Source organism: Phocaeicola sp. RTP21198st1_B8_RTP21198_201120, assembly GCF_040929485.1.
Classification (GTDB): domain Bacteria; phylum Bacteroidota; class Bacteroidia; order Bacteroidales; family Bacteroidaceae; genus Phocaeicola; species Phocaeicola dorei.
Window position 1 is genome coordinate 271,546 of the sequence record NZ_JBCOCI010000002.1, and the last position, 21,015, is coordinate 292,560.

Annotated in this window: 18 protein-coding genes and 1 tRNA gene; 7 read left to right on the forward strand and 12 right to left on the reverse strand. The window is 40.2% G+C overall.

Annotated elements, in window-relative coordinates; translation table 11 throughout:
- Nucleotide 1: 1 nt before the first annotated feature.
- The 3 genes from AB5935_RS02485 to AB5935_RS02495 are packed head-to-tail and all read left to right on the forward strand — an operon-like array spanning nucleotide 2 to nucleotide 4,945.
- Nucleotides 2–1,447 carry a lipopolysaccharide biosynthesis protein gene (locus AB5935_RS02485; RefSeq protein WP_038608486.1) on the forward strand — a complete coding sequence of 482 codons (1,446 nt, stop codon included), beginning with the start codon at nucleotides 2–4 and terminating at the stop codon, nucleotides 1,445–1,447.
- 2 nt (nucleotides 1,448–1,449) lie between these two features.
- The gene (locus tag AB5935_RS02490; RefSeq protein WP_007847622.1) at nucleotides 1,450–2,814 is read left to right on the forward strand and encodes a TIGR00341 family protein; all 1,365 of its coding nucleotides are present in this window, start codon (nucleotides 1,450–1,452) and stop codon (nucleotides 2,812–2,814) included.
- Between the two features lie 4 nt (nucleotides 2,815–2,818).
- Entirely contained in the window at nucleotides 2,819–4,945 is a 2,127-nt protein-coding gene (locus tag AB5935_RS02495) for a S46 family peptidase (protein WP_038608489.1), read from the forward strand.
- Between the two features lie 290 nt (nucleotides 4,946–5,235).
- Here the strand turns inward: AB5935_RS02495 and AB5935_RS02500 are convergent, their stop codons facing one another.
- On the reverse strand, nucleotides 5,236–7,110 hold the full coding sequence (locus AB5935_RS02500; protein ID WP_007834472.1) for a DEAD/DEAH box helicase: 1,875 nt from the start codon (nucleotides 7,108–7,110) through the stop codon (nucleotides 5,236–5,238).
- A 250-nt stretch (nucleotides 7,111–7,360) separates the two neighbouring features.
- On the opposite strand from AB5935_RS02500, the gene AB5935_RS02505 reads away from it, so the two are divergent.
- The 3 genes from AB5935_RS02505 to AB5935_RS02515 all read left to right on the forward strand — a co-directional run bounded on the left by AB5935_RS02505 (nucleotide 7,361) and on the right by AB5935_RS02515 (nucleotide 10,482).
- On the forward strand, nucleotides 7,361–7,783 hold the full coding sequence (locus AB5935_RS02505; RefSeq protein WP_227191548.1) for a hypothetical protein: 423 nt from the start codon (nucleotides 7,361–7,363) through the stop codon (nucleotides 7,781–7,783).
- Between the two features lie 73 nt (nucleotides 7,784–7,856).
- Nucleotides 7,857–10,088, forward strand: coding sequence for a TonB-dependent receptor (locus AB5935_RS02510; RefSeq protein ID WP_038608492.1), 2,232 nt, complete (start codon nucleotides 7,857–7,859; stop codon nucleotides 10,086–10,088).
- Between the two features lie 28 nt (nucleotides 10,089–10,116).
- Entirely contained in the window at nucleotides 10,117–10,482 is a 366-nt protein-coding gene (locus AB5935_RS02515) for a cation transporter (protein ID WP_007841840.1), read from the forward strand.
- A 299-nt stretch (nucleotides 10,483–10,781) separates the two neighbouring features.
- On the opposite strand, the gene AB5935_RS02520 is transcribed toward AB5935_RS02515, so the two are convergent.
- The 11 genes from AB5935_RS02520 to AB5935_RS02570 all read right to left on the reverse strand — a co-directional run bounded on the left by AB5935_RS02520 (nucleotide 10,782) and on the right by AB5935_RS02570 (nucleotide 20,618).
- Nucleotides 10,782–10,994, reverse strand: a complete 213-nt coding sequence (locus AB5935_RS02520; RefSeq protein WP_007834480.1) for a helix-turn-helix domain-containing protein — start codon at nucleotides 10,992–10,994, stop codon at nucleotides 10,782–10,784.
- A 3-nt stretch (nucleotides 10,995–10,997) separates the two neighbouring features.
- Entirely contained in the window at nucleotides 10,998–11,255 is a 258-nt protein-coding gene (locus AB5935_RS02525; RefSeq protein ID WP_038608496.1) for a hypothetical protein, read from the reverse strand.
- Nucleotides 11,256–11,267: 12 nt separating this feature from the next.
- Nucleotides 11,268–11,903 (reverse strand): DUF2975 domain-containing protein, encoded by a 636-nt coding sequence (locus tag AB5935_RS02530; protein ID WP_038608498.1) that lies wholly within the window; start codon nucleotides 11,901–11,903, stop codon nucleotides 11,268–11,270.
- 12 nt (nucleotides 11,904–11,915) lie between these two features.
- A complete protein-coding gene (locus AB5935_RS02535; protein ID WP_038608501.1) occupies nucleotides 11,916–12,563 on the reverse strand; it encodes a DUF2975 domain-containing protein in 648 nt (215 codons plus the stop codon).
- A gap of 15 nt (nucleotides 12,564–12,578) precedes the next feature.
- Nucleotides 12,579–13,406: a CPBP family intramembrane glutamic endopeptidase gene (locus tag AB5935_RS02540; RefSeq protein ID WP_038608504.1), complete on the reverse strand. Its 828-nt coding sequence runs from the start codon at nucleotides 13,404–13,406 to the stop codon at nucleotides 12,579–12,581.
- Between the two features lie 90 nt (nucleotides 13,407–13,496).
- The gene (locus tag AB5935_RS02545; protein WP_008655408.1) at nucleotides 13,497–15,392 is read right to left on the reverse strand and encodes a S9 family peptidase; all 1,896 of its coding nucleotides are present in this window, start codon (nucleotides 15,390–15,392) and stop codon (nucleotides 13,497–13,499) included.
- 28 nt (nucleotides 15,393–15,420) lie between these two features.
- Entirely contained in the window at nucleotides 15,421–15,708 is a 288-nt protein-coding gene (locus tag AB5935_RS02550; protein WP_038608507.1) for a hypothetical protein, read from the reverse strand.
- Nucleotides 15,708–16,130, reverse strand: a complete 423-nt coding sequence (locus tag AB5935_RS02555) for a DUF3836 domain-containing protein (RefSeq protein WP_038608510.1) — start codon at nucleotides 16,128–16,130, stop codon at nucleotides 15,708–15,710. Before AB5935_RS02555 ends, AB5935_RS02550 begins: the two co-directional genes overlap by 1 nt.
- Nucleotides 16,131–16,425: 295 nt before the next feature.
- Entirely contained in the window at nucleotides 16,426–17,346 is a 921-nt protein-coding gene (locus AB5935_RS02560) for a bifunctional riboflavin kinase/FAD synthetase (protein ID WP_008674247.1), read from the reverse strand.
- Nucleotides 17,346–17,960 carry an HAD family hydrolase gene (locus tag AB5935_RS02565; RefSeq protein WP_007834493.1) on the reverse strand — a complete coding sequence of 205 codons (615 nt, stop codon included), beginning with the start codon at nucleotides 17,958–17,960 and terminating at the stop codon, nucleotides 17,346–17,348. The genes AB5935_RS02560 and AB5935_RS02565 overlap by 1 nt, the downstream gene beginning before the upstream one ends.
- A 27-nt stretch (nucleotides 17,961–17,987) precedes the next feature.
- Entirely contained in the window at nucleotides 17,988–20,618 is a 2,631-nt protein-coding gene (locus tag AB5935_RS02570; protein WP_038608513.1) for a calcium-translocating P-type ATPase, PMCA-type, read from the reverse strand.
- A 156-nt stretch (nucleotides 20,619–20,774) separates the two neighbouring features.
- Here AB5935_RS02570 and AB5935_RS02575 point away from each other — a divergent pair.
- Nucleotides 20,775–20,848 (forward strand) — tRNA-Ile (locus tag AB5935_RS02575).
- Nucleotides 20,849–21,015: the final 167 nt, after the last annotated feature.

Sequence of the window (21,015 nt, forward strand, 5' to 3'; positions counted from 1 at the left end):
GATGGCAGGATTAAAAGCATTAGCCAAGGAAACAGCCATATATGGGATGAGTAGCATCATCGGGCGGTTCCTGAATTATTTGTTAGTACCGATATATACCAACGCTTTGTCTGTGGAATCGGGGGGCTATGGTGTCATTACCAATATGTATGCTATAACTGCCTTGTTGATGGTGCTTTTAACATATGGTATGGAAACCGGCTTTTTCCGATTTGCCAATAAGGGGGTGGATGATCCGATGCGTGTCTATTCCACTACTTTGCTTTCGGTGGGGGCGACTGCGGTCTTGTTTTTAATTGTTTGTCTTTCTTTTCTGTATCCCATAGCAGGTTTCTTGGGATATGGAGAGCATCCGTGGTATATGGGGATGATGCTGATTGTAGTTGCAATGGACGCTTTCCAAGCTATTCCTTTCGCTTATTTGCGGTATAAGAAACGCCCTGTTAAGTTTGCTGCATTGAAATTGTTGTTCATTTTTGCTAGCATTGTCTTGAATATCGCTTATTTTGTAGGTATGAAGGGAGAGAATGTCGGAGTGGCTTTTGCTATAAATTTGGCTTGTACTTCTTTGGTGATGCTATGTATGTGGAAAGAATTGGTGGGCTTCAGATATGTGCTGGACAGGGAGTTGTTGCGGCGTATGCTGCATTATTCTTTCCCGATTCTGATTCTGGGTATTGCCGGAATCTTAAATCAGGTAGCTGATAAAATTATTTTTCCGTTTGTTTATCCTGATAAGGCGGAGGCGACTATCCAGTTGGGTATTTATGGAGCAGCCAGTAAGATAGCTATGATCATGGCCATGCTGACACAGGCTTTCCGGTTTGCATACGAGCCGTTTGTTTTTAGTAAGAGTAAAGAAAAGGATAGTCGGGAAATGTATGCCAAAGCGATGAAGTTTTTCATTATCTTCACTTTGCTGGCTTTTTTGGCTGTTATGTTTTACCTTGATATACTGCGTTATATTTTAGGGCGTGATTACTGGGTAGGGCTTAAGGTTGTACCTATTGTCATGGCTGCCGAGATGTTTATGGGTATTTATTTCAATCTTTCTTTTTGGTATAAACTGATTGATGAAACAAAATGGGGAGCTTATTTTTCACTGGTGGGATGCAGTATCATTATTCTGATAAATATTTTTCTTATTCCGGTATTTGGCTATATGGCGTGTGCTTGGGCGGGTTTTGCCGGATATGGAGTAGCTATGCTTCTCTCTTATTTTGTAGGGCAGAAAAAATATCCTATTAATTATGATTTGAAAGCAATAGGTAACTATGTGGTGTTAGCGCTGGTACTTTACATTGTTTCAGTTTATCTTCCTATTCAAAATATATTCTTGTTGTTGGGTGTTCGTACATTACTGTTGTTATTGTTTGTGGCATATATTGTGAAAACGGATTTCCCCTTACAGCAAATACCTGTTATAAACCGATACATAAAGAAATAGCAATGAGTGACCTGAAGAATAATTTAAAGAATGTGCCCTATATAAAGCAGTTCTTTAGTGAATATCTTGATTTGCGCAAGGATAAGGACAATGAAGCCTTGATTGTAGAAAGTATTCGTAATGGTGTTGAGTTCAAAGGAACTAATTTGTGGATTCTTATTTTCGCAATTTTTATAGCTTCATTGGGCTTGAACGTGAATTCTACGGCAGTTATTATTGGTGCCATGCTGATATCTCCGCTGATGGGACCGATAATGGGAGTAGGGTTAGCTATTGGACAGAATGATTTTGAATTGTTGAAGCGTTCTCTAAAAAGTTATTTGGTGGCAACTGTATTTAGTGTGATTACAGCTACCCTTTATTTTTCGCTGACTCCGTTGGATGAAGTACAATCGGAGTTGCTGGCACGTACTTCTCCTACCATATATGATGTGCTTATAGCTTTGTGCGGTGGTTTAGCCGGTATAATCGCTTTGTCTACAAAGGAGAAAGGGAATGTAATTCCAGGGGTTGCTATTGCTACGGCTTTGATGCCGCCTTTGTGTACTGCTGGATTCGGGCTTGCTACCGGAAATTTACTTTATTTTTTAGGTGCATTCTATTTGTATTTTATTAATTCAGTATTTATCAGTTTGGCTACTTTTATCGGGATACGTGTCATGCATTTCCAACGTAAGGAATTTGTGGATAAGGAGCGCGAAAAATTAGTCAAAAAATATATCATTGTTATTACTTTAGCCACCATGTGTCCTGCTATTTATTTGACTTATGGTATTGTGAAAAGCACTATTTATGAGGCCTCTGCCAATAATTTTATTAATGAAGAATTGGATTTTAATAATACTCAAGTAATAGACCGGAAGATTTCTTTTGAGAAGAAGGAAATACGTGTTGTGCTAATAGGCAATGAGGTCCCGGAAACAGAAATAGCAACCGCAAGGGATAATTTGAAACATTTTAATTTGGCAGGTACTAAACTAGTTATTCTTCAAGGAATGAATAATGATGCGATGGATATTGGTAGTATAAAGGCCCAAGTGATGGAGGATTTCTATAAGAATAGTGAAAAACGTTTACTGGAGCAGCAGGAGAGAATTAAGTCTTTGGAAAACGAGCTTAAAGTATATGCTGCATATAATACTGTAGATAAAAAAATAATTCCTGAACTTAAAGTACTTTATCCTACAGTAGAAGCCATAGCTATGGCAAAGACTGTGGAATTACAGGTGGACTCAACTAAAACGGATACATTGACAATAGTCTTGATGAAATTCAGTAAAAGACCCATTGAGAAAGAACAAGAAAAAATATCCGAATGGTTGAAAGCACGTGTCGGAGCAAAAAAACTTAAATTAATTGTAGAATAAAACCATGAAAAAACTACTGTTGCTGCTAGTCTTCCTACCTTTATATATATGGGGTAGTGAAGGAATGTGGCTTCCTTGTTGTCTTAGCAAACAAACTCAACAAGTGATGAAAGAAATGGGGTTGGAACTTTCATCTGAACAATTGTATAATCCTGGTGGAAAAGCATTGGCTAATGCTGTTATTAGTTTTGGAGGTTTTTGTTCGGGTGTTGTTGTATCTCCGGATGGTTTGGTTTTTACTAACCACCATTGTGGGTATGATGCCATTCAGCAGCATAGTTCTGTGGAGCATGATTATTTGCGAGATGGTTTTGTAGCCGATTCCTTAAGTAAGGAGCTTCCTAATCCGGATTTATTTGTCAGTTTTCTGATACGCACAGAGGATGTGACGGAGCGTGTGTTGCAAGCTATTCCAGTCGGAACAAAGGAAAATGACCGTGCACTGATTGTAGATTCTATTTCCACATTGATTGCTCAGGAAGCTGTGGCGAATGATACGTTGCTGCGTGCTGAGATAACTCCTTTTTATGGTGGCAATGAGTTTTATCTATCTGTGTATAAGGATTATTATGATGTTCGTTTGGTATTTGCTCCTCCCTCTTCTGTAGGCAAGTTTGGCGGAGATACAGATAATTGGGTATGGCCCCGCCATACCGGGGATTTCTCTGTCTTCCGTATTTATGCTGATCAGAATAATCAACCGGCAGCTTATTCTCCGGAGAATGTGCCTTATCATCCGGATTATTTTGCTCCTGTTTCTTTGGGAGGGTATGAACAGGGATCATTTTGCATGACTATGGGATATCCCGGTTCTACCAGCAGGTATTTATCTTCATTTGGGATAGACGAAAGAGTCAATACGGATAATGCCGCCATGATTAATGTTCGTACCATCAAGCAAGCTATTTGGAAAAATGCAATGGAAAAAAGTGATGATATCCGCATTAAATATGCTTCCAAGTATGCACAAAGCTCTAACTATTGGAAGAATAGTATAGGGATGAATCAAGCGGTAAAAGAATTGAAAGTGATAGAGAAAAAACAAGCTTTGGAGTGCCAATTGCAAGAATGGGTTCGTCGGGAACCTGATAAACGAAGCAAATATGCAAGGGTTTTGACTGAACTGGAGTTAAATTATCGTAATCGTAGAAATGCGGCACGGGCTATGGCATATTTTGGAGAAACATTTGCCAATGGACCGGAGTTGATTACGGCAGCCTTAGCTGTACTGAATTTTGATTTTGAGGCAGAGGAGAGTGATTTGGAGCGTAATATGCGGCAATTGTTGGAGATTTATGCCAATATGGATATAAGTGTGGATAAACAAGTCTTTGTGGCTATGTTGAAAGAATATGCAACTGAGGTAGGCAAGGAATTTTTACCTGATGTTTATTCATTGATAGAGAAAGATTTTAAAGGTGATTACCAAGCTTATGTAGATGATTTGTATACTCGTTCCTCTTTAAAGACACCACATGGTTTTGAACAGGTAGTGAGAGGAGATACCACTTATGTCTTGTTTGATGACCCTGCGGCTTCTTTTGCCATCGATATGTTGGTGAAATTTTATGAATTCAATCAGTCGGTGGAAGAAGCTAGTATGAATATTGAGAAAAATGAACGTTTGCTGAATGAAGCAATGCGTGAGATGGAGGCAGATAGGGTGTTTTATCCGGATGCTAATTCTACTATGCGTCTGAGTTTTGGCATGGTGGGTGGTTACTCACCGAAAGATGCTATTGAGTATTCTTATTTTACGACGACAAAAGGAATTTTTGACAAGATAAGGCAGTATAAGGGAGATAGTGATTTCGATGTGCTTCCTTCTGTAGTCGAATGCTTGAGAAGGAAGGATTTCGGACGTTATGCTGCTGGGGATGGTAATATGAATGTTTGCTTTATTTCGGATAATGATATTACAGGAGGGAATTCCGGTAGTGGAATGTTTAATGGAAAAGGGGAATTAATAGGTCTTGCTTTTGACGGGAATTGGGAAGCAATGAGTGGAGATATTGTTTTTGAACCTAATTTGCAGCGTTGTATCGGGGTGGATATCCGCTATGTTCTTTACATGATTGAAAAATATGGGAAAGCTTCCTGTTTAATCGATGAACTGAAATTGAAAGACTAAAGGAAAAGTATGAAATGACAGGGAGCTGAGTATGTCAAAGTTCCGATAGATAGCTTATCATATAATCTTTCATCTGGAAGATAGTAAAAAATCTGTTAATATTAATTCGATGTAAACAAGGATATTCGGCAAATAATATAATAAATCTGTTGGGTTTATTATATTATTTGCCGAATATCCTTGAAATGACAGGTTGTTTCAATTCCGCATACTCCGCTATTATTCAAGAGAAGTGGATGTTATTTGCATATTTCTACTATGTCCAATCCTCTTTCATTAAGTTGGATTCCTTATTTCTTGGATTTCTTTTTCTTATTGTTATCGCTGTTAAAGAATTGTTTCCAGTCGTCTTTCGTTTTGGGGCCTCGTTCTTCAATGTAGCCACGTTCCGCACGGCTAGTTTTTCCTTCTTTTGAGGTCGTTTTTTTATTGGACCTGTCACCTTTTTTGCCGAATGAAGCATTCCTTGCCGCACTGCTCCTGCGTTCGCCATTGTCGTTTTTGCCATTATTGTCACCGGCAACTTCTACTACAATTTTCCGGCCGCCATTCAGATTGACCTTGTTTAACGCCTTGATAACATCCTGTGCCTGATTTTCTGCTACTTCGAAGAAAGAGAAATTCTGCATCAGATCTATTCGCCCGATGGTGGTACGTTGCTTCTTCATGTTGCGGTTAATCAGTTCAATGATTTGATTGGCATAAAAACCATCTGTCTTTCCCACATTCAGGAACAGGCGGGTATATCCTTTCTCGGCCTTGCGTTCTGTCTTTTCACGGGCGCTACCATGGTCTTTGCGTCCTTTCGGTTCACGTTCGCTACGGCGGTCGTTCATGCTGGGAGTTTCTATTTCCGGAGCGTTGCTGTAATATTCCAAGAAGCGGTTGAACTCCATCGATACTACACGCTTTATCAGGTCTTCCTTCGAAAGCCATTCCAGTTTGCGATAGATACCGGGTAGGAAGGACTCGATTTCCTCGTCGTTCACTTTTACCTTTTCTATATCATCGATCAGTTTGATTAATTGTTGTTCGCAGATTTGTTTACCGCTAGGCATTTCACCCATGATAAATTTCTTGTTGATGATACGTTCTATCTCGCGCATTTTTCCTTTTTCACGCAGATTGATGATAGCGATAGAAATACCGGTTTTGCCGGCACGTCCTGTACGTCCGCTACGGTGAGTATAGCTTTCTATATCATCGGGCAGGCCATAATTAATGACATGTGTCAAATCATTTACATCCAAACCGCGGGCAGCTACATCTGTAGCAACCAGAAGCTGTAAATGACGTTGACGGAATTTCTGCATCACCAAGTCACGTTGTGCTTGTGAAAGCTCGCCGTGTAGAGAATCTGCATTATAACCATCTTGAATCAATTTATCAGCTATTTCCTGAGTTTCCTTACGGGTACGGCAGAAAATGATACCGTAAATTTGTGGGTAATAATCCGCGATACGCTTCAATGCAGCATATTTATCTTTGGCGTGTACCAGATAGGCAATGTGGTTTACGTTCTTGCTGCCTTCATTCTTAGTACCGATTGTAATCTCTTTCGCATCGTGCAGGTATTTTTTTGCAATACGCGAGATTTCGGGACTCATGGTAGCTGAGAACATCAAAGTGTTCCGGTCTTCGGGAACCTTTTCAAGAATAGCATTGATGCTGTCGGTAAATCCCATATTCAGCATCTCGTCAGCTTCGTCCATTACTACATCGGCAATGGTCTCCAGTTTGGCGACTTTTCTTTCCATCAGGTCAATCAGTCGTCCGGGAGTGGCTACAATAATGTGTACACCTGCCTTCAACATGCGTATCTGGCTTTCGATGGATGAGCCACCGTATACAGGAAGGACTTTCAGTCCATCAATATACTTGGAATAATCATTCAGATCACCTGCGATCTGCAAGCATAACTCACGTGTGGGGCATAATATAAGTGCTTGAGGCACACGTTTTTTTACTTCAATTTTTTGGATAAGCGGCAGACCAAATGCGGCTGTTTTTCCAGTCCCTGTTTGTGCTAGGGCTACTACGTCGTTGCCGTTCCCCAATAAATACGGTATTACTTCTTCTTGTACCGGCATGGGGTTTTCATACCCCATTTCTTTAATTGCTTTTAGTATTTCCGGGGAAACGCCTAACTCTTCAAATGTCTTCATTTATTTTCAAATATCTAATTCGTTACAAAGATACGGATAATCACGGGATTATATAGTATTTATACAATATTTGTTTTCTTCAGGGATAGAATTTAGGGAATATTGGCTAAATGCCGTTTGGGAGCAAAAGAAAAAAGTCGTTATCTTTGTACCCGAATGTAGTATATGACATTGGTGGACTGCAATTTGAACAATGAAAGAGTTTCATTACATATTATTCTCAATCTTTCTTTCTTCCATGATTATATATATGGGAGTCGGAATACCTATTGTGCAGTCCCGTTGCTATCAGTGCGCTGATAAGGATGCGGCATTATTGACAGTGGTGGATATTTCCAATTATGGATGTACTTGCGGATGTGGTGATGTTGGAAATAAAAACGTGAAATCTGGTTCGGGATGTTCTTGCCATCATGACAAGATGATGGAGCGGAAGTCATCAGATGTTCCTTGTTCTAGCGTGAAAATCCAGAAAATTAACTTGCCTGTTTTAGGTACATCACTTCATTTGGACAACGTAACACTGTCCGTTATTCATTTGATATTCAATGCATACAGTATAAACTTCGATCTGTTGTCTTCTGTAAAAAAGGAGAGCTGCTATACGGATACCTCATTGTGTCGACAGCCTCCAAGAGGGTATTTGAATCTTATTTGTACACTTTTGATTTAGTAAGATAACTCTTTGAGTAGGGAGGAATTGCTAAATTTGTATAAGTGTGTAACAGATAAAGAAAAATAAAAACATGAAATTTATAGTTTTCTTAGGTGCTTTTCTGTGGCATTTGATGCCTGTAAGCGCTCAAGTAAAAGGAATGGTGAAGGACAACCAAGGTGAACCTGTTGTTGCTGCCAATGTCTTTTGGATAAATACAACAAATGGAACTGTCACAGATGAGAATGGGACATTTACTATTGAACAGCCTGTTGGTGCAAAAAAATTGGTAGTAAGTTTTATAGGATATGAGAATGATACGATTGTGGTTGAAAATGACCATAAGGAGCTGGCTATCATATTACAAGGTAGTGTAATGATGGATGAGGTCCAAGTGGTGGAACGTAAGATAGGAGTTGTAAAATCCCGTTCCAGTGTGTTGAATCAGGATATGATTTCAAGTGCGGAACTGGCTCGGGCGGCTTGTTGTAACTTGGGTGAAAGTTTCACAACAAACCCTTCTGTAGATGTAAGCTATGCTGATGCTGCCACAGGGGCCAGACAAATTAAATTGTTGGGGCTCTCGGGAACTTATGTACAAATGCTGACAGAGAATATTCCTAATTATCGTGGAGCATCCGCTCCTTTTGCTTTGGGGTATATTCCCGGCCCATGGATGCAAAGCATACAGGTGTCCAAGGGTAGTTCATCTGTAAAGAATGGTTATGAGGCGATTACCGGACAGATAAATGTTGAATTTAAGAAGCCTCAAACTACCCAGTCCTTGAATGTCAATCTTTTTGCTAGCAGTAAAGAGAAGTATGAGGCTAATTTTGATGCTAATGTACATTTGAATAGCCGACTGAGTACTGGAGTATTGGCACATTATGAGAATAGTACTAGGTCGCATGATGATAATGGAGATGGATTCTTGGATATGCCTAAAGTAGAGCAATATAATCTTCAGAACCGTTGGGCTTGGATGGGAGATCAGTATGTATTTCAGGCTTCTGTCAAAGCAATGAAAGAGGATCGTACAAGCGGACAAGCTACTCATTTACATATGGATAATTCTGTTGGTGGCTTTGTAGGTAGGGAACTTTATAAAATAGGTATCCATACGGATCGTTATGAGGCATTTACTAAAAATGCTTATATTTTTGATAAGGAAAAGGGAACTAACTTGGCTTTGATTCTCTCGGGATCTTTGCATAAGCAGGATGCAGGATACGGTTATAAATTATATAATGTGGACCAGAAGAATTTGTATACTTCATTAATGTTCGAAACGAATTTCGATGAGCGTAACAGTATTTCTGCAGGGTTAAGTTTGAACTATGATTATTTCAATCAGACCTATCGTTTAGAAAATGATGATACAGGTTTATTATATGGAAAGGAGAAAGAGACCGTGCCTGGTGCTTATGTGCAGTATACGTATAATTGGAAGGATAAAATTATTCTTATGGGAGGGATTCGTGCTGATCATAGTGATATATATGGTACCTTTGTTACTCCGCGTGCTCATATCAAATATGCTCCTGATGATTGGGTGAACCTACGTGTGTCTGTAGGCAAAGGATATCGCACTAATCATGTGTTGGCGGAGAACAATTATTTACTTGCCAGCAGTCGTAAAGTAAAGATAGATAATGATTTGGATCAGGAAGAAGCATGGAATTATGGTTTCAGCTCTTCATTTTATATTCCGGTATTCGGTAAAACCTTGAATGTGAATACCGAATACTATTACACTGATTTTAGGCGTCAAATGATTATTGATTTGGATACGGACCCCCACATTGTACATTTTGCTAACTTGGAAGGGAAGTCTTATTCTCATACTTTTCAAGCCGAGGCAACTTATCCTTTTTTTAAGGGTTTTACATTAACTGCAGCTTATCGCTTGACAGATGTGAAAACTACTTATAATAAGAAATTATTGGAGCGTCCTCTTACCGGAAAATATAAGGGACTTTTGACTGCTTCTTACCAAACACCACTGGGCCTATGGCAATTTGATGTGACTTTGCAGATGAATGGTGGTGGTAGAATGCCCTCCCCTTATACATTGCCGGACGGTGCTCCTTCGTGGAATACCCGATACCAGTCTTATCAATTGTTAAGTGCTCAGATTACTCGCTGGTTCCGGCATTGGTCTATTTATGTGGGAGGAGAGAATATGACGAACTTTAAGCAAAAGAATCCGATTGTAGGAGCGTCGAATCCTTGGGGGACAAATTTTGATTCAACCATGATTTGGGGACCTGTACACGGAGCGATGTATTATGTAGGTTTTCGCTTTAATTGGGATAGAAACTAATATATTGATAATCAAATAGAAATGGATTATGAGAACAAAATTAATCGCTATTATGGCAGCTGTCTGCTTTACTGCCACTTGCTTTGCAAAAGACATTAAAATTGTAGTTTTAAACACTGATCCTCAGATGCACTGTGCCAACTGTGAGAGCAAGATTAAGAACAATATTCGTTTTGAGAAGGGTATAAAAGAAATTGAAACAAATTTGGCGGATAAAACGGTTACTATTAAGTATGATGCTGATAAAACCACGGTAGAAAAAATAATTGCTGGATTTGCCAAGATTCATTATACAGCTACTGTTGTTGAAAATGAGAGTAAGCAGAAGGATGATATCCGTGGCAAACAGCCGAAAGCAGATGAGGATGGTTGTAAACAAGAAAGAGGAAAATAGATGAGATGCTATGTGATAAGAGGGAAAAAACGATGGAATGGATATTTTGGGAACTCTTTTGCACCACTTCGTGGCTTTAAATGACTGATAAATAAGATGCTATATCAGAGTGGAAAGGGGTTTAACCACCTAGTGGAAAAAGAGGAAATATCAATCTTGGTTAAAAACTTTATTATAACTGCATCATAAAAAGACTCCGCATGAAGCAATTAATCTTTAATTGCTTCATTGCGGGGGGGTATGGGTGAAGATGAGAGAATTTTATAGTGTTCGAGTGTTTGTGTATGTGACTGTTTATATCATTCATCTTCTTCCCTATATTCTAGAATATCTCCAGGTTGACAGTCTAGTTCCCTGCAGATAGCCTCTAAGGTTGAGAAGCGGATGGCTTTTGCCTTCCCGGTTTTCAGTATGGAGAGGTTGGCAGGCGTCAGATCTATCTTTTCGGCTAAATCTCCTAGCGAAATCTTTCGTTTCGCCATCATTACGTCTAAGTTTACTATAATCGGCATAGGTTAGTTATTTTGGGATTTATTCGGGTTCTCATCTAATGCGTGCCACCAAAAGGTGTAGCGTTGTGTTAGTCTTTTAAAGGCATACAGACAGAAGCAAGTCCATCCAATGTTGATTGATATCCTCACTGCTTTGTTGTCCAACGATGGATGCAACACCAGGAAATAGATGAATGAACTTACAAACAGAGTAGCTATCAAGGAAAGCATCAAATAAAAAATGCTTTTCCCTTTTGAGGGTAGAGTATTCTTTTCTTTCATAACTTTTCTTTTTTAAATGGTTAGGTCTTGTTCCTCTTTCATTTTTACTCCGATAGCAAATATCTCGGCAAAGAGGATAGGAAGGATTATTGCCACCCAGTCGGGGGAGTAACCAACATAGCTGATGATTTTGTACCCCGGTATGCTGATTTGATTCATAGCTGCGTTTCCTGTTAGCCATTCTCCAATGGTTGTGAGAATTTTTAAACTTGCGCTGGTGTATGCAAACCAACGTAGGCGTAGCACATTGGCTGGTATAAATACTTCGCGGCGTGAGATGGAGATGAGCAGCCGGATTAATGAGTAGAAACCGATTAGAAAAAAGAATAGTCCGGGTATGGCTAACCCTATGACAAGGATATACCAGGCAGATGGCTTGGCATACGTTTCTATTTCAGTTATTGTATAAGGAAGTGGACTATCTACACGGTTGTTGTTCAGTGAATCGACTGTCGTTCCAGATAATGGCTTTACATTTAGTTTGACACGGGTTATCATGTGGTGTCCGGATTCATACATCTCTGTTGCACCGCTTTGTCCTTCTTCAAATCCCTTTTTGAAATCTTTCCAATCTTCATCCAATCCTCCGATGAAATTTGCAAGGATTGCAATAATGGCTATAATACCTAATATCCTGAACTTCTTCATACCGTATGATTTTTATATGGTTAAATCTTGTTCTTCTTTCATTTTCAATCCAACAGCGAATACTTCAGCAACCAGCAATGCGATGAATCCCAATATGAAGGTTGGTTCGGAAAACGCAAATATATTAGAGTATTCGCATCCCTTGAGTTCCAAAACTTGTGCCGCTTCGTAGTTCCCGATCATGATGGTGGTAAAAGAACAAATGAATAGAAGTATCAGTGACACGCCCAGCTTGCGGAGAAACTTGACATTCTTCCAACTGAAAATGTCACCACGGTTGATATTCCGGATCAAATAGAAAAATTGTATCAGGCAGAAGATGCCTGCTATGACCGAAACTAATGTAGTGATTTCATTTGCTGTTCGGGATAGGCTGCTTCCTGTTGTCGGGGCTTCTATTAAACTTATGATTGGTTTGATGGAAGCCTGTGAGGAATTTTTCAGATTTGTCACGCTTCCTGTTTCTGCAAATAGGTCGGAAGGTATTGTACAGACTATTTTGTAGTCGGATATGTTGAGGTCTTTTCCTTTTTCTACACTTTCATATCCGGCTTTAAACCCGGTACTGACGGCTTGAACCATCAGACTGATTACCGTGGAAGTAGAAAGGAGCAGGCCGATAAGTACGCAGGCACAGAGAAGATTGAGTCTCTTTTTCATGATTGGTTGTGTTTGTTAAATGGTTATATCTTGTTCATTAATAGCTTTGACTTGTATGTTGGTAGGTTTCGGCAAGTATTTGTTCAGGTAGAGATACATACCTATAAAAACGATTATGGCTAGTACTAAGAGAATGTAAGTGATTGTTGTGCCCAAGGTCTCCATAGTCGTTTGGCTGAGTTCCTCTCGGGTGGCTGTGAACATGGTCCATGCGCCGAATGAGTTGTTGATAATGTGTCCCACAATACCTGGAACTAAACTTCCGGTGCGATAATATAACCATCCGAAGAGCAGACCGATGAGAAATGCAAAAGGTATTTGTGCAGGATTGCCGTGTATGATCCCGAATATGAGTGCGGAAACCAGTATGGCCCATTTAGGTGACCATCCTTTTCTTAGTAAATGTCCTTCTATAGCTCCACGAAATAAAAATTCTTCCAAAATAGGGACGACGATAGCAATGCTGAGAACACCGAAGATATTATGGCTCATCGAAATAAATAGTTCTTGATTAGTGTCTGTCAGATCGAGCGCTTCATTTAATATTCCTGCTATGAATTGTGCGGATAACAGGAGAGGGAGGCACAAAAGAATGATTCTTTTTGAAACTTCATACATACTCTCTTTATTGAACTTGACATAGTGGAAATGTACCAAGTGCCATGTCATGGCTAATGCGGAGAGTAACATACCGATGGATATTGCCATTGTTCCGGGGCGGAAGTTGGCTGTAATATTTGCTCCGCCGATAAGAGCAATGGTGGCATCGGTTCCGGTTGCCAGAAAAATGAATAGTAATTGATAAGCCAGATAGTAAAGTATCAATTTAATTGCACGTCCCATAATAATCTGTTTATTGGTTTAAAATTTTATTAGGTTGGAAGTGTGTCAAAATGAAAACGACCTATCATTTTGACACACTTTCAATGATATTTATTTTTTCAGGTGAGCATCCAGGAATTTCTCCATGGCACGATAGAAATCGAATTTGTTCTCTTCGTTATGGAAACCGTGTCCTTCGTTGTCTTTTACCATGTATTCTACTTCTATACCGCGTTTTTTCAGCGCTTCCACCATTTGGTCGGATTCTGCTTTATTCACACGAGGGTCGTTAGCGCCTTGTGCGATAAAGAGAGGAGCTTTGATTTGGTCTACATGAAATACAGGTGAATATTTTTCCATCATTTCTTTATCTTTCACAGGATCACCTACCATTTCATACATCATGTCCAATAAGGGTTTCCAATAGGGTGGGATAGTCTGCATGAAGGTGAACAAGTTGGATACACCCACATAGTCGATGGCACATGCATAAAGATCAGGAGTAAAGGTGACCCCTGCCAATGTTGCATATCCGCCATAGCTTCCGCCGTAGATGGCTACACGTTTCGGGTCGGCGATTCCTTTTTTTATCAACCACTCTACGCCGTCGGTGATGTCGTTCTGCATGGTTTGTCCCCATTGTTTGTAGCCCAGTTCGGTGAATTTGCGTCCATAGCCGGTTGAGGCTCGGAAATTCATTTGAAGAACAGCATAGCCACGGTTGGCAAGGAACTGTACTTCCGGATTATATCCCCAGCTGTCACGTGCCCACGGCCCCCCATGCGGATTGACTACTACAGGCAGATTTTTGGCATTCTCCATGGTGTATCCTTTCGGGAGAGTGAGGTATCCTTCAATGGTCAGACCATCCCGGCTGGTATAGGTGATGGGGTGCATCGGGACCATATCTTCTTCTTTAATCCAGGGAGCCAAGTCAGCTATTTTAGTCAGTTTGTCTTCTTTTACATTATAGGTATAATAAGTTCCATAAGTGCGGTCGCCTCCAGCATAAATAATACGGATATTTTCGCTTTTATCTTCGCTGGTGGTGTTGATATCATAACCTTCCAGTTTCTGTTCCAACTTGGTACGGATAGCTTCTTCGTCCTTATCGAAGTAATGGCGGATAGTACCTTTGTGTCCGGTACAGGATACGGAGATTAATTTCTTTTTCAGCTCAGAATAGCCCAATCCGGAGATATCATATTTATCATTGGTGTAAAGTACTTCTTTTTCCTCACAGGTAGCCGGATCCATTAGGACGAGGGCGGTCTTGTCCCGTCCGATGTTGGTCAGGGCATAAACCATTTTATTGTCGGGGGTGAAGGTGGCAAAGCTTACCGTTTCCTTGAAATTGGTAGTTAGTACCGGACGGAAGGGCTGCTCTTCCGTTTCGCGATAGAGAATTTGGGTATTTACTCCGTCTACAATAGCTAAGGCTACACGCAGTTTTCCGTTGTGGTCAGTCATCCATCCTTGTATGTTTCCGGGGTTCTCAGCTAATTGGGTCAGTTCACCGTTATTGAGATTCAAGCGATAAGGATCAAATACTTGTGGATTACGCTTGTTCAGACCGATGATGACCAGTGAGTCGATATTTTCCAACGGATCAATGATAGTAGTCCTTACCTTGGGGAATGCGGTATATGCTTTGGGGTCAGTACCGTCTACATTGACTCCGTAGAGCTGAAAGTTTTCATCGCCGGCAGTATCTTTTATATAAAGTATCCGATGACCGTTTGCCCACATGCTTCCTGCAAGGTCCCGTACCGTTTCTGAAGTGATTCGGGTTGCTTTGTCTGAACCGACTTCTTGTACGAATAAGTTCAGGCGGTTTTCATACGGAGCCATATATGAGAAGTATTTGCCATCCGGTGAGATTTGGTATCCCGCTTTTTCAGGATTCTTGAAGAAGTTTTCTAAAGGAACTTGTGCATTGGCTTCGGAGGCGAAACCGAGTGTTACCAGTAAGGTTGTTGCGGCTAAAATGTGTTTTAATGTTTTCATCTTGATGTATTTTAAAGTTGTTATTTTATCAGTTTATTAAATTTTCAATGGCTTGTTTACAAGGAACGTACCAATGTTCAATGAATAGGATGAATAATATTAAAAGAAAGATAATCTCGGACTTTTGTTGTGCTCTTTGTGCCAGAGGAGTATTTAATGGAATTTCAACCAGAATGAGTTTCCCAAAAACTATTCCCATGAGCATACCCAGAGCTAGACCGATTGATGGATATACAAATCCGATAATCATTCCAATACAAACTCCGATGGTTTGCCATCGGTTGGTTATACTGTTCTTTTGAGTTTGTGCTTCCATTATTTCTTGTTTTGTGTGTCGGCCAGCAAATTTATGTTGTTGTCTTCACGGTAAATACTTTGTTGTTTGTTGTTGTTGAAGGCGCTTTCCTTGACGTTCCATTCGGCATAGTTGAGTTTGGTTTCATACACTCCGGGAGTTACTGTAAGTAAATAAGCCGGTTTCCACAGTTCCCGATAAGCATCCCAGCGATAGGCTTTTTTCTTAATTACCTGACCATTTTCATCGTGTTTGTACTCATACTTCAATTTGCGTGTCAATGTTTTGCCGTCTTCATTCAGTGTATACACTGTTGTGTTTGTGCCGTCTTGACCGTAGATGTACTTCGTGTTTCCTGTTTGTGCGTTTGCTGTTGTTGTACAACTCATCATCACTACTGCAATTGCTGCTACTAAACCTGATTTAAATACTGACTTTTTCATTTTACTTTGTGTTTTAAATGTTTGTGTTTGTTCTTTCTTGTTTTTCGATATTCATTTATCGTTTATCGATATGCAAATGTACATCTTATTTTGATACTACAAAAGAAAAACAAGAAAAAATTATCGAAAAACGATAAAAATATATCCTTTATCATACTTTATAAGACAAAAATGAATGAAGAAACGTTTTTTATGCGAGAAGAGAGGGGTGGAAGGGGGAGGTTACATCTTTCGGGAAGAAAACCACTTATATATTTTTTCGGAAAAGTAAGTGCACTTGCTTTTTTCCGTCATATTAAAGAAGAATTTTAGCGGTTTCCTCCCTGTCTTTGTGCATTTGGGCGATGAGCTCATCTATTGTGCCATATTTTTCTTCAGGGCGAAGATACTTTACGAACTCTATGCGCATTTCTTTGTGGTAGATATCCTCCGAGAAATTGAGGATGTTTACCTCGATACTTACATTGTTGCCATTATTGATAGTAGGGCGGTGTCCTATGTTTAACATTCCTACCCATTTTTTCCCCTCCACATACACGTATACTGCATAAACTCCTTCCGAGGGAATTAATTTGTCGCTACAATCCACTTGCAAGTTAGCTGTGGGGAATCCTATTTTTCTGCCTACTTTGTAGCCATCTACCACCGTTCCATCCAGATAATAGTTGTACCCTAGAAATTGGGCAGCCTGACTTACTTTGCCTTCTTTTAACAGCTGACGGATGACTGAGGAACTGATTTTATCCTCTCCGTCTGTATAAGCTCGCGCGCGCACTATATATATATTTAATTCCTCGCCATAACGGCAATAATCTTCAAAACTTTCACTGCGGTTGTGGCCGAAACGATGGTCATAGCCTATAACTAAGGTGTGAATATTGAATTTGTTACGTAGTAACTGCATGAATTCCCGGGCCGAAAGCAGCGAAAGTTTTTGTGTAAAAGGAAGAAGGAGGCAGTAATCTATTTGCGTCGTTTCCAATAACTCAAGTTTTTCCTTGGGTGAAGAGAGCAGTTGTGGATGATAAGTGGTTTGTATCACTTGTCTGGGATGCATAGGAAAAGTGACCAATGCAGAATATAATCCATCCTTGTCTGCGACCTCTTTTACTTGATTGATAAGAAAGCGGTGTCCACGATGCACCCCGTCAAAGAAGCCGATAGTGGCAACTGAAGGGGGTAATGCTTGATGGTTTATATCTGATATTATTTCCATTATTCAAAAAGTGAACTTAAATTTTCTCCAATATGATAGTGATGGGATTGTATACCAAGTGACATAGCTGCCTGGCAATTAGCTTCCGAGTCGTCTATAAAGAACGTTTCTTCAGGCAGGATGTTTGCCTCTTTCATCATTTGCTCATAAATGTTTTTTTCGGGCTTGGCTTTATGCATCTCGAAAGACAGAAAAGTATCTTCAAAAAAATCATTTACGCGGAAACCTCGATAACTGAACATCTGCTCGCAGGCATACTCCCAATGTATCCGATTAGTATTACTAAGCAGATAAACCATATAGTGTTCGCGCAATTCTAGTAATAAGTCCAGCTTCTCACGAGGAATATCAAGTAGCATCAGGTTCCACATATCATCAATTTTACGGTCGGTCAGTGATTCGCTGGCCTCCTTGCGAATGGCTGACCGGAATTCTTCCGGACTGATCTCACCTAATTCAAATAGGGAAAAGAAACCTTTTCCCTTGAACTGGCATACCTGTTTCTCGATATCTTGGAATCCTGCTTTGCGAAAAGCATTCAGGCAATTGTCAAAATCCAGATTTATTAATACTCCTCCTAAATCAAAAACGACATTTTTAATCTTACTGTCCATAACTCTTTATGTGCTTAATTCTCTTTCTTAGTTTTTTTTCTGTATTCGTTTTATCCAACGGTGAATTTCACCAATCCACAATACGAATGACGTTCCTGCGATAATATAAATCCAAGTAATAAAATCCATAGGTTCGGTACGGAATACTTTACCTCCGAATTCGACAATTAGAATTTGTCCGACCAAAATAATGATAGCTACACTCAGCATACCCAATGCATGACGGGAATCCTTAAATACAGAATGGTTGGTCCCGAAAACACTGGTGTTGAACAGATTCCAAAATTGTAGCATCACGAAGATTGTGAAAAATTGCGTTAAAGCTTGTCCTACTAAATCTGCTGGCATCTGTTTGATAATGACAATTAATGTCATCAGTATAGCAAGGAAGCAGAAGCCTACGCCTAGTATATTTTTGCGCATGACCTTAGTGATGATGAAGTCGTCGGTCTTGCGTGGCTTTTCATTCATGACATCGGCACTGGGGGGGATAGATGCCAAAGCCATGGCGGCAAAAGTATCCATGATAAGATTTACCCAAAGCATCTGTGTTACTGTTAATGGTAGTTCTGTACCAAAGAAAGCTCCTAATAAAACACTGGCTAAAGCGACCACGTTGATAGTCAGCTGGAATACGATGAAGCGCTGAATGTTTTTATAAAGAGAGCGTCCCCACATTACTGCGGTGGCAATACTATGGAACGAGTCATCCAGTAGGGTGATATCACTTGCTTCTTTGGCCACTGATGTACCGGTTCCCATGGAAAGACCTACTTGAGCATGATTCAGTGCCGGGGCATCGTTTGTTCCGTCTCCGGTTACTGCTACTACGGCTCCTTTTTGTTGCAATAGTTGGACCAAACGTTGCTTGTCCATAGGACGTGCACGACTCATAACTTTCAAGTCAAGTACGCGGTCCAAAGCTTCTTCATCGCTTAATGCGGCGAATTCTACCCCTGTTATGCGGTTCCGGTCTGTATCTTCAGGTTTCCATAGCCCTATTTGGCGAGCAATTTCAGTAGCTGTTCCCGGAGTGTCTCCTGTAACAATTTTCACACCGATACCTGCCGATTGACATTTTTGTACGGCTTCCGGTACATCTGGACGAATAGGGTCGCTGATAGCTACGATACCTAGGAAAATCATATTTCCTTCATTGACAAGTTCGGCACAATCATTGCCGGAGTTTTCAGGAATAAATTTGTAAGCCAACCCTAAGGTACGCATTGCCTTGTTCTGGTAGGCCAGCAAATCGGCATTGTAATGAGTCAGTTCCTCAGGAGAGAGGTTACATTTTCCCATTACAATTTCGGGAGCTCCTTTTATATAGAGTACCTTTTTCTGTTGAATAGGTGAATCTACTAATGTAGCCATGTACTTACGTTCTGTAGAGAAAGTAAGTTGATTGATTACTTTTGCATTTTCACGTAGTTCCAAATAGTTCTTGCCTTGTTCATTTAGCCAAAGCAATAAGGCTATTTCAGTAGGGTTACCCACTCCGGATGGTTTTTTGCTTTCTCCTGTTTCTTCAAGGAAAGCTGTAGAGTTGGCACTGATACCTTCGGCTATTAAATCTGCTTTGGTAGCATCAAGCTTCGCTTCATGTACCTGCATCAGGTTTTGTGTCAATGTACCTGTCTTGTCGGTACAAATCACAGTAATGGCACCCATTGTTTCGCAAGCATGCATTTTACGTACCAAGTTATTGGTTTTCAGCATACGGCGCATATTCAGTGCAAGACTTAAAGTGACACTCATCGGTAAGCCTTCAGGAACGGCTACTACAATTAAAGTGACAGCCATCATGAAGTATTTCAGTACAATGCGGGCAATTGCCATCCACCCATGCCAGTCAGTTATTTCATTTACGTTGAGGTAGGAGTAAAGATCTTTTGCTGTAAAAACAATAAAGGTGAGCGTGGCGATAGTAAAACCAATTTTTCCGATGAAACCGGCCAATTTGGTTAATTGGATATTCAATGGAGTTTCTTCTTCACTTTGTTCGGTAGCCTGACGTGCTACTTTTCCTATTTCGGTGGAATCTCCCACACGTTCTACCTTCATTATTCCATGTCCGTCAACCACTGTGGTGCCACGCATCACCTCATTGCTGGGGTAAGTGGCCTCTTCATCAAATAGTTCTTCATTGATAGTTTTGTTGACCATCAATTCTCCTGTCAAATTGGATTCATTCACTTGCAGGGAAATAGCTTCCAGCAAGATTCCGTCGGCAGGGATCTCTTCACCTGTATTCAGCACTACAATATCACCCACTACAATCTCTTTACGAGGAATTTCCCGTACTTTCCCATTTCTGATAACTGTGACTGGTGTTTCTTCACCTACAGCATTCAGTAAGTCGAACTTCTTGTTTGCGTCGTATTCAAAGTAGAATCCGATACCAGTTGCCAGAAAGATAGCAAAGAAAATACCGATTGTTTCCGCATACTCATTTTCAATAATGGAAATCACTAAAGAAAAGAATGCTGCGACTAAAAGAATACGTATAACCGGGTCGCGGAACTTTTCCAGATAAAGTTTCCACATGGAGGGACGTTTGGGAGGTGTCAGGAGGTTAGTCCCATGTTTCTCCCTACTGATAAGGACTTCTTTGTCCGAAAGCCCTGTTAGGGCTGTTTCCTGTTTTTTTTGTGCCATATGGCTTTGCAGAATTAATTAATGGAGCACAAAAATACAATTTATATCCTTACGAATTAGGGAATTAAATCTTTTTATCAAAATTTGGGCGCTAAATCTTGCAAGTTTCAGGAGAATATACTACTTTTGCAACTGCTAACAAGAAATTGTGAGCACGGACTTGTAGCTCAGTTGGTTAGAGCAACAGACTCATAATCTGGAGGTCCCTGGTTCAAGCCCAGGCTGGTCCACAAAGCATAAAACAAAGGAAATCAAGCCGTTACAAAGAGATTTGTAGCGGCTTTTTTCTTTGCACACAAAAGTTCATTGCACACAATTTGGGCTCACCCGATAAATCAGGGGGAAAATTCTTTAATTCTATAGAAAATTTGCACCTTTGTACCATGAACAATCAAGG

Bases quoted from the DNA above. Each gene is read 5' to 3' on its own strand.
- AB5935_RS02515 (WP_007841840.1), top strand. From the start codon at position 10,117: ATGAGAACAAAATTAATCGCTATTATGGCAGCTGTCTGCTTTACTGCC.
- AB5935_RS02555 (WP_038608510.1), bottom strand. From the start codon at position 16,130: ATGAAAAAGTCAGTATTTAAATCAGGTTTAGTAGCAGCAATTGCAGTA.
- AB5935_RS02525 (WP_038608496.1), bottom strand. From the start codon at position 11,255: ATGAAAGAAAAGAATACTCTACCCTCAAAAGGGAAAAGCATTTTTTAT.
- AB5935_RS02545 (WP_008655408.1), bottom strand. From the start codon at position 15,392: ATGAAAACATTAAAACACATTTTAGCCGCAACAACCTTACTGGTAACA.
- AB5935_RS02530 (WP_038608498.1), bottom strand. From the start codon at position 11,903: ATGAAGAAGTTCAGGATATTAGGTATTATAGCCATTATTGCAATCCTT.
- AB5935_RS02485 (WP_038608486.1), top strand. From the start codon at position 2: ATGGCAGGATTAAAAGCATTAGCCAAGGAAACAGCCATATATGGGATG.
- AB5935_RS02520 (WP_007834480.1), bottom strand. From the start codon at position 10,994: ATGCCGATTATAGTAAACTTAGACGTAATGATGGCGAAACGAAAGATT.
- AB5935_RS02540 (WP_038608504.1), bottom strand. From the start codon at position 13,406: ATGGGACGTGCAATTAAATTGATACTTTACTATCTGGCTTATCAATTA.
- AB5935_RS02550 (WP_038608507.1), bottom strand. From the start codon at position 15,708: ATGGAAGCACAAACTCAAAAGAACAGTATAACCAACCGATGGCAAACC.
- AB5935_RS02500 (WP_007834472.1), bottom strand. From the start codon at position 7,110: ATGAAGACATTTGAAGAGTTAGGCGTTTCCCCGGAAATACTAAAAGCA.
- AB5935_RS02565 (WP_007834493.1), bottom strand. From the start codon at position 17,960: ATGGACAGTAAGATTAAAAATGTCGTTTTTGATTTAGGAGGAGTATTA.
- AB5935_RS02490 (WP_007847622.1), top strand. From the start codon at position 1,450: ATGAGTGACCTGAAGAATAATTTAAAGAATGTGCCCTATATAAAGCAG.
- AB5935_RS02495 (WP_038608489.1), top strand. From the start codon at position 2,819: ATGAAAAAACTACTGTTGCTGCTAGTCTTCCTACCTTTATATATATGG.
- AB5935_RS02505 (WP_227191548.1), top strand. From the start codon at position 7,361: ATGGGAGTCGGAATACCTATTGTGCAGTCCCGTTGCTATCAGTGCGCT.
- AB5935_RS02535 (WP_038608501.1), bottom strand. From the start codon at position 12,563: ATGAAAAAGAGACTCAATCTTCTCTGTGCCTGCGTACTTATCGGCCTG.
- AB5935_RS02560 (WP_008674247.1), bottom strand. From the start codon at position 17,346: ATGGAAATAATATCAGATATAAACCATCAAGCATTACCCCCTTCAGTT.
- AB5935_RS02570 (WP_038608513.1), bottom strand. From the start codon at position 20,618: ATGGCACAAAAAAAACAGGAAACAGCCCTAACAGGGCTTTCGGACAAA.
- AB5935_RS02510 (WP_038608492.1), top strand. From the start codon at position 7,857: ATGAAATTTATAGTTTTCTTAGGTGCTTTTCTGTGGCATTTGATGCCT.